The following is a 14,023-nucleotide window of genomic DNA, read 5'->3' as shown; positions in this document are numbered from 1 at the left end:
CCCCGCCGCTCACTCCGCTTACGTTGGAGTTCGTTCCCCTCGAAGGAGCACGCCGTGGCTGAAAGTGTCACGCCCCGCGACCCTGCCGAAGCCGTCGGGCAGCCGAAGAAGGCGGCCACCGCCGCCTGGATCGGCAGCGCGCTGGAGTACTACGACTTCTTCATCTACGGCAGCGCGGCCGCGCTGATCTTCCCGAAGATCTTCTTCGACGAGTCCGATCCGGCCACCGCGACCCTGCTGTCGCTGGCCACCTTCGGCGTCGCCTACGCCGCCCGCCCGGTCGGCGCGCTCTTCCTGGGGCACTACGGCGACAAGCTCGGCCGCAAGAAGATCATGGTCTTCACGCTGATCCTGATGGGTGTGTCGACGTTCCTCATCGGCTGTCTGCCCACCCGCGACCAGGTCGGCACGCTCGCCCCGGTGCTCCTCGTCCTGTGCCGGGTGCTCCAGGGCATCTCCGCGGCCGGTGAGCAGGCCAGCGCGAACTCCATGACACTCGAACACGCGCCGGCGGACCGGCGCGGCTTCTTCACCAGTTTCACCCTCAGCGGCACGCAGGGCGGCCAGCTCCTCGCCACCCTCGCCTTCATCCCGATCGCCGCGCTGCCCGAGGACCAGCTGCTGTCGTGGGGCTGGCGGGTGCCGTTCTGGCTGAGCATCGCGGTCGCCGTCGTCGGGTACGTGATCCGCCGCAAGCTGGACGAGACGCCGGCGTTCGAGCAGCAGACCGCGACCGAGGGGGTCGTGAAACTTCCGCTCGCGATCCTGCTGCGCCACCACTGGGCGGACGTCCTGCGGGTCGTCGGCGGCGCGCTCATCGCCTCCGTCTCGACGATCTTCACGGTGTGGGCGCTGGCGTACGCGACCAGCGACGCGGTCGGCATGAGCCGCTCCTCGATGCTGTGGGTGGGCGCCCTGGCCAATGTCGCCGCGCTCGCCGCGATCCCGCTGTGGGCCACCCTGTCCGACCGCATCGGCCGCCGCCCGGTCTATCTGATCGGCGCCGTGGGCAGCGCGATCGCGATGGTCGCCTATCTGTGGGCGATCTCCACCGGCAACTACCCGCTGATCCTGGTCCTCGGGATCGTCGCCTTCGGTGTCGTCTACAGCGCCGCGAACGGTGTCTGGCCGTCCTTCTACGGCGAGATGTTCTCCACCCGCGTCCGGCTGTCCGGCATGGCCATCGGCACCCAGATCGGCTTCGCCGTCGCCGGTTTCGCGGTCACCTTCGCCGCGCAGATCGCCGGCCCGGACGGCGACGACTGGTTCGCGGTCGCCCTGTTCACCGCGGCGCTGTGTGTCCCGCCGGTCGTCGCCGCCCTCACCGCCCGCGAGACGCACCGCGTCCCCACGGAGCTGCTCGGCGAGCGCGAAGCGCAGACCCCGGCCGAGCGGGCGACCGTCGCCGTCTGACCTCACCCCCGCGCGTCCCCCGGGTCCCCGTCCGCCTCCGAGGCGGGCGGGGACCCGCCTTCTCGTGCCGGACCGCCTCGGGCTCAGCGGTTGGACCACGCCCGCTCGCACAGCACCAGCCGGTACCCGTCCGGGTCCTCGACCGTGACCCCCCACTCGTTCCAGTACGGGTTCGGCGACGGCACGCGCCGCCCGCCGTGCTCCTCCAGACGGGCGACGAGCTCGCCGGGCACCGGCCCGTCGACGTAGATCACCAGGAGGTCCTCCTCCGTCGGGCGCGGCTCGACGGGACGGTCGGGTTCGTGGACGAGTTCGAGATGCCAGTCGGCCTCCGCCCACCCGACCATGAGGAGGTGGTGCTCACCGGGCCCGGGACGCTCCCCGGTCCGCCACACCACCCCGAGTCCGAGGCCGCCGGCCCAGAAACGCTCCGCCGCCGCGAGATCGCGGGACGGACGGGCGACACGGATATGACTACGGCCGTTCACGGGCATCGGAAACCTCTTCTCACCAGCGGCTCTGCCCTCCGCAGCCTAGGCAGCGCCCCCTCCCGCCACCATCGGCCGTCCGTCCTGCGCCCCGGGTCCTAGGACCGCCCGCGCCGAAACCGGCGTCGTGGTTCACCCTCCTGGGAGATTCACCTGCCGCCCTGTCCGTGGTACGACGTCCAACACGGCACCGACCGGGGGGCGGCCCCCGCGCGTACCGGCCGATTTCAGGGGCGGCCGGTGCGCGCGGTACGGCCGCCCGGCCGCCGCCCAGGACTTGCGCAGCACCCCTAGCCCTGGGGAATCCCGTACGCCCGGTCCACCTTCAGGCGCAGCACCAGGCGGCGGTCGCGGACCATCGCGGCGCGGTAGTCGTCCCAGTCGGGGTGCTCGCCGAGGATCGCGCGGTAGACCCGGACGAGTTCCTCGACCGTCTCGTCGTAGGGGTCCCGGGCCACGGGCGTGAGGTCGGCGCTCCCCTCGGCGACGGTGTACGCGCGCCGGTCGGCGCTGGTGACGTGGTACGAGGCCCGCGCGTCGCGCCGCAGGTTGCGGGTCTTGGCGCGGTCGTCGGTGAGCGAGACGCGCAGGACGCGCTCGTCGGGGTCGTAGGCGTGGCTCACGTTCGAGAGCTGGGGGCGGCCGTCCCGCTTGAGGGTCACGAGGACTCCGCCGTGCCCCGTGCCGAGCAGGGCGAGCAGAGCGTTCTGGTTCGCGTCCTGAGTCATGTTCCGCGTCAACCGGCCCGAGGGGCACGGGCATTCCCGGGGCCGTCGCGGGCGGGGCTGCGCCGGGACGTTTCTGCCCCGCAGGTGTCGATTCCGGCAGGACGGTGAAACGTGAGCGTATTCCTGAGCGACGATGAGGTCTGAGGTGGGTCCGACGGGGTATGCCGGATCGCATCTCGCCGCAAGCGATCGGAGGAGAGCCATGGCAGAGCTGCGACAACAGGTCGATCCGGGTGAAGTGGGGCTGGACCCGAAGGCGTTGAACCGTCTCGACCAGCATTTCGCCCACGACGTCGACGAGGGACGGCTGCCGGGCTTCCTGGTGTCGGTCGCGCGCGGCGGCCGGGTCGCGCACCTGTCCGGCTACGGCCGCCGGGACGTCGCCGCCGGGCTGCCCGTCGAGCCCGACACGCTGTGGCGGGTCTACTCCATGACCAAGCCGGTCACCGCGGTCGCCGCGCTGCTGCTGGTCGAGGAGGGCAGGCTGTCGCTGGACGACCCCGTCGGCCGTCACCTCCCGGCGTTCGCCGAGCCGCGGGTGCACGTGCGCGGCACGGGCGCCGACCTCGTCACCCGGCCCGCCGAACAGCCTCTGCTGATACGGCACTTGCTGACCCACACCGCCGGGCTGACGTTCGCGTTCTACCACGCGCATCCGGTCGACGCGCTGTACCGGGAGGCGAACCTGGACTCGTCGGTGGTGCCGGGTTCGACGCTCGCGGAGACCGTCGACGTGTACGCGAGCCTGCCGCTCCAGTTCGAGCCGGGCACGCAGTGGAACTACTCGGTGGCCACCAATGTGCTCGGCCGGGTCATCGAGGTGGTGTCGGGCCGGCCGCTGGACGAGTTCTTCGCCGAGCGGATCTTCCGCCCGCTCGGGATGACCGACGCCGGGTTCCAGGTGAACGACGAACAGGCGCACCGGCTGGCCGAGTTGTACGGTGACGCGGACGACGGCGGGATCAGGCCGATCGCCGGTCTGCCGCTGTTCGGGCGCCCCCGGTTCCTGTCCGGCAGCGGCGGCATGGTGGCCTCCGCCCACGACTACCACCGGTTCATGGAGTTCCTGCGGCGCGGCGGCGAACTGGACGGCACCCGGCTGCTGTCCACCGGCAGCGTCGACCTGATGCGGTCCAACCTCCTGCCCGGCGGCACCGATCTGGCCGCCTTCGCCAGCCGTCCCGCGCACGCGGAGTCCGCCCATGACGGCGTCGGCTTCGGCCTGAACGTCTCCGTGGTGATCGACCCCAGCCGCACCAAGGCCCCGGCGGGCCTCGGCTCGTACGGCTGGAGCGGTGTCGCGACGACCACGTTCTGGGTCGACCCGAGCCGTGATCTGACGGTGCAGTTCATGACGCAGCTGCGACCGAAGGGCTCGCACACGACGATCCCGGAGCTCAAGCGCCTCGTGCACGAGGCGGTGCTGGAGTGAGGCGCCTCAGGAGCCCTCGTCCAGCGTGAACCCGATCCCCTCCGCGGCGAGTTCACCGAGCCACTCCTGCGACCGGGCCGCCGTCTCCGCGGCCCGGGACAGGCCCGCCGGCAGCGAACCGTCCAGGATGTGCCGTACGCCGAGCGCGAGCGTCCGGGAGACGCAGCGGGCCATCGCGCTCTCCCGCGCCTCGCCCGTCATGTCGAGCAGGCAGCGGCCCGCCCAGGTCCGTCCCGCCGGGCCGCGCACGTCCAGCGACACGACGAGCACGACCCGGTCGCGGTCGGCGTCCGTGGTGGGGTGGGCGGCGGCCAACTCGTGCGCCAGGGCGGTGATCCGCTCGTCGTCGCCCCGCTCCAGCTCCGCGAAGACGGCGTCCCAGGCGCGCAGCCAGCCGTCCAGGCGCAGGGTGCCCCGTACGAACGCCGACGGCTTCCAGGTGTCCGGCAGGCCGTACTGGGCGACGAACGGCAGGCTGTCGCGGTTCGGGTAGACCTCGAAACGCTCCGCGCCCACGGCCTGCGTCCGGGTGGCCTCCCACGGTCGCGGCGCCGTGGTCTCGGCGCCGTCCTCGATGTAACGCGCGGGCGAGCGGAGGGCGTTGAGGACACCGGCGGGTGCCCAGCTGAAGCGGTAGCGGAAGTCGTTGGGGACCGCGGGGATCCCGCCGCAGTAGGAGGTGAGGGCGTACGTGGCCGCCGTGTCCGCGCCGATCGCGTCCCGGGCGCGGGCGACGAGGCCGTGCGCGAACAGGTGGTCGATGCCCGGGTCGAGACCGGCCTCGGTGAGGACGACGGTCCCCTCCCGAACGGCCGCGGGCACGTGGGCGAGGACGGCGTCGGACACATAGCTGGAGCAGGCGAAGTGGGCCCGCCCGGCCACGCAGACGGCGAGGATCGCGGCGTGTTCGGCGGCGGGCAGCATCGACACGACGACGTCACCGGGGGCGAGTTCGCGCCGGAGGGCGTCGAGCGTGTACGCGCGGGGTTCGGCGCGCCCGGTGAGGCCGAGGCGGTCCAGGGCGCCGGCCGCGCGCTCCTCGGTGCGGTGCCAGACCCGTACCCGTCCGGCCGTGTCGCACAGGCGGGCCAGGCCGCTGCCGGTGGACAGGCCGGTGCCGATCCAGTGGACGGTGCCGCTCGCCGCCCTCGCCCCGGGTTCAGCCATGGGTCGACTCCCTTTCCGCGAGGCCGTGTTCACGGCACGCCTGGTGGAACCGGTCCAGCGAGCGTCCCCAGGGCCCGCCGGTGCCGAAGTCGAGCAGCAGGGGCAGCAGGGCCGCCGAGAAGTCGGTGCTGGACTCGCCGGGGAGCAGGGACGGCAGGTTGTCGATGGCGATCAGGTCGAGCGGGGGCTCCTCGCGCAGCCGGCGCACGGGGGCGGTCCACTCGGTGGTGCGGTCGTAGACCGGCAGGACGTTGAGGGGTGAGCCGACGTCGCAGGTGACGTCGGAGAGGGTGCGCAGGCGGCGGGCGGGGTCGTCGAGGTCCTCCTCGCGGAGGAAGGGCGGGACGGGGCCGGTGGCCAGGACGCAGTTGACCAGGACGTCGTGGCCGAGGAGGGCCTTGCGGTCCAGGTTCCGCGTCTCGTCCAGGTCCCAGCGGGCGGGCGCGACGCCGGCTGCCTCCAGGGCGACGACGGCGCCGCGTCCGCTGCGGCCCAGGGCGCCGATCACCAGGGCGTCGAACCCGGTGTCCCCGGCGACGGGCCGCAGGAGGGCGTCGAGTTCGTCCTTGCTGGTGGGGGTGAGCGGGGCGGTGAGCCGGCCCCGGTGGTGCAGGACGGCGAGCGCGGCGCCCAGATAACCCGCCCAGTATCCGAAGGCGGCCAGGCGGCGCCCCCGTTCGTCCTCCAGGTACTCCAGGTCCAGGAGCGTCCCTCCCCCGGCGGTGAACCGGCCGAGGAGGCCGGCGGCGCCCGGCTGGCCCTTGTAGGCGTGCCCGAAGAAGATGTGCCGGTGCGTCAACCGGCGCGGCTCCGGGGGGAGTTCCTTGAGGCCGAGCACGACGGCGTCCTCCGGTGCCGTCGTCCAGGAGCCCGCGGGCGCGATGCGGGCGCCGGCCGCCTCGTACTCCTCGACGGGGAAGATCCGCTGCGGGGAGTCCTCGACGGTGAGGGTCACCCCGCTCTCCACGAGGCGGCGGGCGTCGGCCGGGACGACGGGGGTGCGGCGTTCGGTGGGACGGACCTCGTGGCGCAGCCACAGACGGAGCTCGGTCATACGCGGTTGGCCTCCGGGCGCGGGGCGTCGGCCGCGAACCGGCCGGCGTTCAACGGGCTGACGTCCACGAAGGGTACGCGGCCCAGGTACAGGTCGCGGACGACCTCGCCGACGGCCGGGCCCTGGAGGAAACCGTGCCCGGAGAAGCCGGTCGCGTACAGGAAGCGGGACACGGCCGGCGCCTCGCCGATCAGGGCGTTGTGGTCCGGGGTGACCTCGTACAGTCCCGCCCAGCCGCCGGTGCGGCGCAGGTCGAGGAGGGCGGGGGCGCGCCGCTGCATCGCGGCGGTGAGCCGCGGGATCCAGCGGTCGTGGGTGTCGGTGCCGAAGCCGGGCCGTTCGTCGGGGTCGGACATGCCGACGAGGAGGCCGGGGCCCTCACCGTGGAAGTAGAGGCTGCTGGAGAAGTCGATGGTCATCGGGAGGTTCGGCGGGAGGCCCCGGACGGCCTCGGTGACGGCGATCTGGCGGCGCAGGGGCTGCACGGGCAGATCGACGCCCACCATGGCGCCGACCGCGCGCGACCAGGGGCCCGCCGCGCACACGACCGTGCTGGTGGCGATGGGGCCGAGGGTGGTCGCCACGGCGGTGACGGTGTCGCCGTGCCGTTCGACGCCGGTGACCTCGGTGCGGCGCAGGACGCGGACGCCGAGCGCGCGGGCCGCCGCGGCGTAGCCGTGGACGACGGCCTCGGGGGTGCAGTGGCCGTCGTCGGGCGAGTAGGCGGCGGCGAGCAGACCGTCGGTGCTGATCAGCGGGGAGAGCTTGCGGGCCTCCTTCGGGGTGAGCATGCGGCTGCGCACCCCGAGCGCGTTCTGCATCCGCACGCTCGCCTCGAAGGAGGCTACGTCCTCGGGCGTCGACAGCAGGAAGAGATAGCCGACGCGGTGCAGGCCGATGTCGTACCCGGTGTCCTGCTCGAACCGGTCGAAGCTCTGGAGGCTGCGCGCGCCGAGCAGGACGTTGAGTTCGTCGGAGAACTGGGCCCGTACCCCGCCGGCCGCCTTGGAGGTCGACCCCGAGGCCAGTTCGCCGCGCTCGACGAGCACGACGTCACGGACACCGGCGGCGGCGAGGTGGAAGGCGATGCTCGTGCCGATCACTCCGCCGCCGATCACGACGACACTTGCCTGCATTCTCACGCGGGGACCTCCGGTGGGGGGTTGGGTCGGTCACCTGTTCCTGTCCCCCCTCAGGCGCCCCTAATCAGGACAGCTGCCCCACCGCGTCCAGGTGCGGCAGGTGGTGGTCCAGGCGCTCCTTCTTGGTGCGCAGATAGGTGATGTTGGACGCGCACGGCGTGATCAGCAGCGGCACCGTCTCCGCCACCTCGATCCCGTGGTGCACCAACGCCGCCCGTTTGTCGGGGTTGTTGGACATCAGCCGTACGCTCTTCACGCCCAGGTCGTGCAGCATCCCGGCGGCGACACCGTAGTCGCGGGCGTCGACCGGCAGGCCGAGCGCGAGGTTCGCCTCGACGGTGTCCAGGCCCTCCGCCTGGAGCGCCATCGCGCGCAGCTTCGCCAGCAGTCCGATGCCGCGGCCCTCGTGGCCGCGCAGGTAGACGACGATGCCGCGGCCCTCGGCGACGACGGCCCTCATCGCCGAGTCGAGCTGCTCGCCGCACTCGCAGTGCCGGGAGCCGAAGGCGTCACCGGTGAGGCACTCCGAGTGCAGCCGGGTCAGGACCTCTTCCGCGCCTATCTCCCCGTAGACCAGGGCGACTTGCTCGTCCCCGCGGTCGTGGTCGAGGTAGCCGATCGCCCGGAATTCCCCGTACACGGTGGGCAGCGGGGCATTCACGACGCGTTCCACACCGGTGCGCTGCGAGGACTTCTTGCCAAGTACGCCAATGTTGTCTGTCATGATTCCTGAGTCCTGATTTCCTATGCAGAGACGAAAGGCCGGGAAAGAATGAGCGGTTCGGATACGCGGTCGGCGGCACACGGTCCATTGCCGGCGGACACCACACAGGACGTACGGGCGCGCGGCGCGGATCTCTCACGACAGGTGGCGGTGCTTCCCGTCGGGAGCTTCGAACAGCACGGCGCGTACCTTCCGTTGACGACGGACACCCTCGTCGCCTGTGCCGTGGCCCGGGAGATCGCGGCGGCGTACCCGGTGCACCTCCTTCCTCCCGTGACGATCTCCTGCTCGCACGAGCACGCGGGGTGGGCGGGAACCGTCAGCATCTCCTCGGTGACCCTTCACGCGGTGATTAGTGACATAGCACGCTCCCTGCGCCGGTCCGGGGTCGACGCCCTGGTGGTCGTCAACGGTCACGGCGGGAACTACGTGCTGGGCAACGTCGTCCAGGAATCCTCCTCCCGTGGTGAGCACATGGCGCTGTTCCCGGCGCCGGAGGACTGGGAGTCGGCGCGGGAACGGGCGGGGGTGGAGACCTCGCTCCTGACCGACATGCACGCGGGAGAAATCGAGACCTCCATCCTTCTGCACGCTCATCCCGAATTCGTCCGACCCGGTTACGAGACCTCCGATTTCGTCGCCGACGACCGTCGTCATCTGCTCACCCTCGGTATGTCCGGCTATACCGATTCGGGTGTCATCGGGCGTCCTTCGCTGGGTTCGGCGGAAAAGGGCAAGGCACTGCTGGCGAGCCTCGCGGATTCCTTCGGCGCGTATTTCTCGCTGCTCACCTCCGACGGGTCCGCGGACGATTCCGCCCGCGGATAGCGGGCGAGGAGGACGAGTACCCCGGGCAGGCTGGCGACGAGGCTGAGCACCCCGTACACCACGGCGACGGCCAGCCCGCTGCCCGCGCCGAGTCCGGCCGCGGCGAACGCCCAGGCGGTGACGCCTTCCCGGGGACCCCAGCCGCCGACGTTGAGCGGCAGCCCCATGGCGAGCAGCGCGAGGACGGCGATGGGGAGCAGGACGGCGACGGAGGCGCCCGATCCGGCGACCCGGGCGGCGACAACGAACATCGCGATGTGCCCGGCGAGGACGAGGAGCGAGGACAGGGCGACACCGGGCCCGTTGCGCCGCGACATCAGCCCCTCGCGCATCTCGCCCAGCAGCCGCCCGTACCGCGAGGGCCGACGGGAGGCGCGGTTCATCCGCACCGCGACGACGACGGCCACCGCGCCGACCGCCGCGAACAGCAGGGGCGCCGCGAGGGTCCGGGCCCGGTCCTGCACCGGTGACGGCATGGCCAGCAGCACGACGACGCCGACGACGGCCAACGCGAGCTGTCCCGCGACCCGTTCCAGGACGACCGCGCGGACGCAGCGCCCGAGGTCCTTGGCGCTGCGCCCGTGCCGCACCGCCCGGTGCACGTCGCCGAGGACGCCGCCGGGCAGCGCCGCGTTGAGGAACAAGGAACGATAGTAGGCGGCGACGGCGGGCCCCAGCGGAAGCCGGATGCCCAGGCCGCGGGCCACCAACTGCCAGCGCCAGGCGCTCAGTACGGTGGTGACGGCACCGATCGCCAGCGCCACGGCCACCGACGCGCCGTCGATCCGGCTGAGTCCGTCCAGGAACACACCCGTACCCAGCCGCCACAGCAGGACGGCGAGGATGACGACCCCGACGGCACTGCCCAGGTGCTTGCGCAGCCCCGGCGCCTTGAACAGCCGTGTCCGGCGGGACCGGCCGGCGCCCTCGGCGGCGCGCGAGGCCGCGCCTGGGCAGGAGGCGGCCCCGGTGCGCGGGGCGGAGACGATCACACCGATGCGGGAGCCGGAGACGGCGACGGGCGGCGGCGGAACGGCCTTGGCGGGCGGCAGGACCGCGAGCCCGGCGGAGGGCGCGGCGACGGGGGCGGACTCCCCGGCGGGCCCCTGGCCGGAGACGGCAGCGGGCCCTCCGGTCGGGGCGGGCGCGGGTCCCGCGGCGGAGGCGGGCGCGGGTCCGGTCGCACCGGTCGGCGCAGAAACGTCCCTGCCCACCCCGGCCGGAACCAGTTCCACCGGCACGGCGGACGCGCGTACCCGGGCGGGACGGCCCGCGGGCCGCTTGCCGTTCCCCGCCGGCACCCGCGCCACGTGCGCCGGTACCGTCTCCACGCTCATGACGCCCCGCCCGTCGGCCGGCTCAGTGCCAGCAGGTCGGTGTGGTGGACGACGACCGTCAGCTCGCCCGCCTCGCACGCCTCCAGCCGCTCACGGAGGTAGCGGTCCGCGCGCTCGCGCAGGTCGGGGCGCTGCTCGACGGCGGCGCCGACCCAGCCGCGCAGCCACTGGGCGGTGAGCGCGGCCTCGGCGGGCCCGAGCCGCCAGGCGCTCGGGTTCAGCCGTACCGTCGCGCCGCGCTCGGAGAACGCCTCGCAGGCCGCCGTGACCGAGTCCGGGCCGAGCAGGCCCGAGCGGCGCTGGTGGGCGTTGAACGCGTCGGCGATCTCCGCGTCCATCGGGTCCTCGGGGGTCAGTTCCACCCGGCCCGCGACCGACAGGGTCAGCAGGGCGGGGCAGCCTGCGCCGGCGCAGGCGGCGGCGAGGATGTCGAGCTCGGCGCGGGTGAGGACGTCCAGCAGCGCGGACGCCGTCACCAGGGACGCGCCGGCGAGGGCGTCCGGGGTGAGCCGGGCGACGTCGCCGCGCCGGGTCTCGACGGTGACACGGCTGCCGTCGGCGGCGGAGCGCGGGGAGGCGACGGCCGCGAAGTGCAGCAGATAGGGGTCCCGGTCGTGCAGCACCCAGTGCTGGGGGCCGTCGAGGCGGGGGGCGAGCCAGCGGCCCATCGAGCCGGTGCCGCAGCCGAGGTCGTGGATGACGAGCCCGGCCCTGCCCGGCAGGTTCGCGAGCCGGATCCGCAGCGGGTCGAGCAGGTCGAGCGAGCGGGCGTCCGCGTCCGCGCCCTCCCTCAGCTCCAGCCACTCGGGGGCGTACCGGGGCTGCTCCTCGGGTCCGTCCTCGCGCAGCCGGACGGTGGGGCGTTCGCCGGGCCGTACGGCGGCGGGACCCGCGCCGGGGATCACGGAGTCGTCCGGCGCGGGGAGCGGCACCGTGGTCCGCTCCGCCGCGGCCTGCGGTCCCGGCTGGGCCGGAACCTTGCCCCCGACCTGCTCTGCGGTCCTGGTCATGCCACCCTCCTGGGTTCGGGTTCGCTCGGCAGCCGGCCCAGCACTCCGGCCAGGCTGCGGGCCGTGGTCGCCCAGCCGTCCAGGGCGGCCCGCCGGCCCCTGGCAGCCGCCTTGAGCCGGCGTCGTACGTCCGCCTCGCCGAACCAGCCGCGGAGTTCGGCGGCGAGGGCGGCGGGGTCCTCCGGCGGGACGAGGATGCCGGGCACCCCGCCGTCGGGGGCGCGGCCGACGGCCTCGGGGAGCCCGCCGACGTCGGTCGCGAGGACCGGGATGCCGCGGGCGAGGGCCTCGGTGACCGCCATGCCGTACGTCTCGGCGTAGGAGGTGAGGACCATCAGGTCGGCGGCGGCGTAGCTGGCGTCGAGTGCGGCGCCGGCCCGGGGTCCGGCCAGCTCCAGCCGGTCCTGAAGGCCGTACCTCGCGATCAGGGACCGCAGTTCGCCGACGTACTCCGGGTCGTGGCCGAGACCGCCGACACAGACGCAGCTCCAGGGCAGGTCCCGCACCGCGGCGAGCGCCTCGACCAGCCGGTGCTGCCCCTTTCGGGGGGTCACGGCGGCCACGCACAGCAGCCGGGAGACCCCGTCGGTGCCGGAGGCGAGGGGGGCGATGTCGGCGCCGGGGGCGGCGACATGGACCCGCTCGGGGGCCAGGCCGTGGTGGGAGACGAGCCGTCGCACGGCCCAGTCGCTGGTGGCGACCACCGCGGGCACCGCGCGGAGCACCGCGCGCTCCTTGGCGTCCAGTTCGGCCGCGAGGACGGGGTCGAGTCCGGTCTCGTCGCCCAGCGGAAGGTGCACGAGCACGGCGAGCCGCAGCCGCTGCGCCTCGGGTACGACGATCTCGGGCACCCCGCAGGCGACGAGGCCGTCCATCAGGACCACCGTGTCGTCGGGCAACTCCCGCAGCACGCGGGCGAGTTCGTCACGGGCGCCGGTCCCGGGGCGGGGCCACTCGCCCGACACGGCGTGCTTGTGCACCTGCCAGCCGAAGCCGGACAGGTCCAGGCTGACGCGCCGGTCGTAGGCGTTGCCGCCGCTGGGGGCGGCCGGGTCGTCGACGCCGCCCGGCATCACGAAGTGCACGGAGCGCAAGGACATGGGGATGATTCCGGCGTTCTTCAGCGCGGAGTGCTGCACGGGCACATAGCCGAGCCCGGACCGCCGGGGGGCCTTCTCCAGGGTCACCTCGGTCACAGCGCACGCTCGTAACTCGCCCACGCGACATGCGACTCGTGGAGCGTGACGGCGATCTGGGCGATGCCCCGGGCGCCTTCGCCGAGCGCGCCCTTCTCGATGCGTTCGACGAGCCGGTCGGCGACGACCTTGGCGAGGAACTCGGTGGAGGTGTTGATCCCGTCGAAGTCCGACTCGTCGTCCAGGTTTCTGTAGTTCAGCTCAGCGACGACGGCGCCGAGTTCCTGGGTGGCCAGTCCGATGTCGACGACGATGTTGTCGTCGTCCAGCTGTTGGCGCCGGAAGGTGGCGTCCACGAGGAACGTCGCTCCGTGGAGGCGCTGCGCGGGCCCGAAGACCTCACCGCGGAAGCTGTGGGCGATCATGAGGTGATCGCGGACGGTGACACTGAACAACGGACGACCCTCCAGGTGCGGCACGTCTCTTTCCCTCCGGCTGATCGTCGGCGGGTGTGTGCAGTAATACGGCTGTCCGGTTCCCCGTGTTCAGTCGTCTCTCACTCTTTTCTCAGGTCAGGCGCTCGCGCCGTACCTGACGCGGTGACACAGGGCCGGAATCTCGCCCGCCGCGAGGCGCGGCAGCACCTCCGGAAGCTCTTCGAACGCGCTTTCCCCCGTGATGAGTGCGTCGAGCGCCGGGTCGGCGAGGAGTTCGAGGGCGAGCGCGAGCCGGTCGGCGTAGCTGCGGCTGCCGGCGCGGGCCGGGGAGACGGTCCCGACCTGGCTGCTGCGCACGACGAGACGGCGCGAGTGGAAGGCCTCGCCGAGCGGCAGAGCGACCTGCCGGTCGCCGTACCAGCTCAGTTCGAGGACGGTGCCCTCGGGGCGCAGGAGTTCGAGCGCGCGGGCCAGGCCCTGCTCGGTGGCGCTGGCGTGCACGACGAGGTCGCAGTCGCCGAGGGCGTCGCCGGGCAGCGCGAAGTCGGCGCCGAGCGCCTCGGCGGTCCTGGCCCGGTCCGGATCGGCGTCCACCAGTTGCAGCCGCACTCCGGGGAACCGGGCCAGCAGCGCGGCGACCGAGCAGCCGATCATCCCGCCGCCGACCACCGCGATCCGGTCGCCGACCAGCGGCGCCGCGTCCCAGAGCGCGTTGACGGCGGTCTCGACGGTGCCGGCGAGGATCGCCCGGGAGGCGGGCACGCCGTCCGGTACGACGGTCACGGCGGCGGCGGGCACGACGTACCGCGTCTGATGGGGGTACAGGCAGAAGACGGTGCGGCCGACGAGGTCGGCGGGGCCCTCCTCGACCTCGCCGACGCTGAGGTAGCCGTACTTCACGGGGGCGGGGAAGTCGCCCTCCTGGAAGGGGGCCCGCATCACCTCGCGCTGGCTCTCGGGGACGCCGCCGCGGAAGACGAGGGTCTCGGTCCCGCGGCTGACTCCGGAGTACAGGGCCCGGACGAGGACCTCACCCTCCGCGGGGGCCACAAGGGTGACCTCCCGTATCTCGCCTTCACCCGGACTGCTGAGCCAGAACGCGTTCGCCGTGCGGTTCATCGGCATCC

General features: G+C 73.2%; 13 protein-coding genes and 1 pseudogene. 3 read left to right on the top strand and 11 right to left on the bottom strand.

The window, feature by feature from the left end; translation table 11 throughout:
- Positions 1 to 54: 54 nt before the first annotated feature.
- A complete protein-coding gene (locus ACIPSE_RS25360; protein ID WP_401666203.1) occupies positions 55 to 1,413 on the top strand; it encodes an MFS transporter in 1,359 nt (452 codons plus the stop codon).
- Positions 1,414 to 1,496: 83 nt separating this feature from the next.
- Here the strand turns inward: ACIPSE_RS25360 and ACIPSE_RS25355 are convergent, their stop codons facing one another.
- Both ACIPSE_RS25355 and ACIPSE_RS25350 read right to left on the bottom strand, forming a co-directional pair.
- Complete coding sequence (locus tag ACIPSE_RS25355; RefSeq protein WP_401666201.1) at positions 1,497 to 1,907, bottom strand: VOC family protein; 411 nt, start codon at positions 1,905 to 1,907, stop codon at positions 1,497 to 1,499.
- 284 nt (positions 1,908 to 2,191) lie between these two features.
- A complete protein-coding gene (locus ACIPSE_RS25350) occupies positions 2,192 to 2,629 on the bottom strand; it encodes a PPOX class F420-dependent oxidoreductase (RefSeq protein ID WP_401666199.1) in 438 nt (145 codons plus the stop codon).
- A gap of 202 nt (positions 2,630 to 2,831) precedes the next feature.
- On the opposite strand from ACIPSE_RS25350, the gene ACIPSE_RS25345 reads away from it, so the two are divergent.
- Positions 2,832 to 4,061 carry a serine hydrolase domain-containing protein gene (locus ACIPSE_RS25345; RefSeq protein WP_401666196.1) on the top strand — a complete coding sequence of 410 codons (1,230 nt, stop codon included), beginning with the start codon at positions 2,832 to 2,834 and terminating at the stop codon, positions 4,059 to 4,061.
- Positions 4,062 to 4,067: 6 nt separating this feature from the next.
- Here ACIPSE_RS25345 and ACIPSE_RS25340 read toward each other — a convergent pair whose 3' ends face one another.
- The 4 genes from ACIPSE_RS25340 to ribA form a co-directional block, all read right to left on the bottom strand.
- A complete protein-coding gene (locus ACIPSE_RS25340) occupies positions 4,068 to 5,228 on the bottom strand; it encodes a saccharopine dehydrogenase family protein (protein WP_401666194.1) in 1,161 nt (386 codons plus the stop codon).
- Positions 5,221 to 6,282, bottom strand: a complete 1,062-nt coding sequence (locus ACIPSE_RS25335) for a saccharopine dehydrogenase (protein ID WP_401666192.1) — start codon at positions 6,280 to 6,282, stop codon at positions 5,221 to 5,223. The genes ACIPSE_RS25340 and ACIPSE_RS25335 overlap by 8 nt, the downstream gene beginning before the upstream one ends.
- Positions 6,279 to 7,418: an NAD(P)/FAD-dependent oxidoreductase gene (locus ACIPSE_RS25330; RefSeq protein WP_401667226.1), complete on the bottom strand. Its 1,140-nt coding sequence runs from the start codon at positions 7,416 to 7,418 to the stop codon at positions 6,279 to 6,281. Before ACIPSE_RS25330 ends, ACIPSE_RS25335 begins: the two co-directional genes overlap by 4 nt.
- Before the next feature lie 70 nt (positions 7,419 to 7,488).
- Entirely contained in the window at positions 7,489 to 8,148 is a 660-nt protein-coding gene (ribA, locus tag ACIPSE_RS25325) for a GTP cyclohydrolase II (protein WP_401666190.1), read from the bottom strand.
- 48 nt (positions 8,149 to 8,196) lie between these two features.
- Here ribA and ACIPSE_RS25320 point away from each other — a divergent pair, with 48 nt between their 5' ends.
- On the top strand, positions 8,197 to 8,976 hold the full coding sequence (locus tag ACIPSE_RS25320) for a creatininase family protein (RefSeq protein ID WP_401666187.1): 780 nt from the start codon (positions 8,197 to 8,199) through the stop codon (positions 8,974 to 8,976).
- Positions 8,977 to 9,056: 80 nt separating this feature from the next.
- Here ACIPSE_RS25320 and ACIPSE_RS25315 read toward each other — a convergent pair.
- The 5 genes and pseudogenes from ACIPSE_RS25315 to ACIPSE_RS25295 all read right to left on the bottom strand — a co-directional run.
- Positions 9,057 to 10,313 (bottom strand): annotated as a pseudogene (locus tag ACIPSE_RS25315) (YbhN family protein); the annotation flags it as partial.
- Positions 10,310 to 11,323 (bottom strand): class I SAM-dependent methyltransferase, encoded by a 1,014-nt coding sequence (locus ACIPSE_RS25310; RefSeq protein ID WP_401666185.1) that lies wholly within the window; start codon positions 11,321 to 11,323, stop codon positions 10,310 to 10,312. The pseudogene ACIPSE_RS25315 and the gene ACIPSE_RS25310, both read right to left, overlap by 4 nt.
- Entirely contained in the window at positions 11,320 to 12,519 is a 1,200-nt protein-coding gene (locus ACIPSE_RS25305) for a glycosyltransferase family 4 protein (protein WP_401666183.1), read from the bottom strand. Before ACIPSE_RS25305 ends, ACIPSE_RS25310 begins: the two co-directional genes overlap by 4 nt.
- Positions 12,516 to 12,914 (bottom strand): 6-pyruvoyl trahydropterin synthase family protein, encoded by a 399-nt coding sequence (locus ACIPSE_RS25300; RefSeq protein WP_401666181.1) that lies wholly within the window; start codon positions 12,912 to 12,914, stop codon positions 12,516 to 12,518. The genes ACIPSE_RS25305 and ACIPSE_RS25300 overlap by 4 nt, the downstream gene beginning before the upstream one ends.
- A 117-nt stretch (positions 12,915 to 13,031) precedes the next feature.
- On the bottom strand, positions 13,032 to 14,015 hold the full coding sequence (locus ACIPSE_RS25295) for a zinc-binding alcohol dehydrogenase (protein WP_401666179.1): 984 nt from the start codon (positions 14,013 to 14,015) through the stop codon (positions 13,032 to 13,034).
- Between the last annotated feature and the right edge of the window lie 8 nt (positions 14,016 to 14,023).

It is taken from the genome of Streptomyces sp. NPDC090106 (genome assembly GCF_044747265.1).
Lineage (GTDB): Bacteria > Actinomycetota > Actinomycetes > Streptomycetales > Streptomycetaceae > Streptomyces.
Note: the sequence above shows the minus strand (reverse complement) of the source record. Positions and strands in the feature narration are given on the sequence as shown.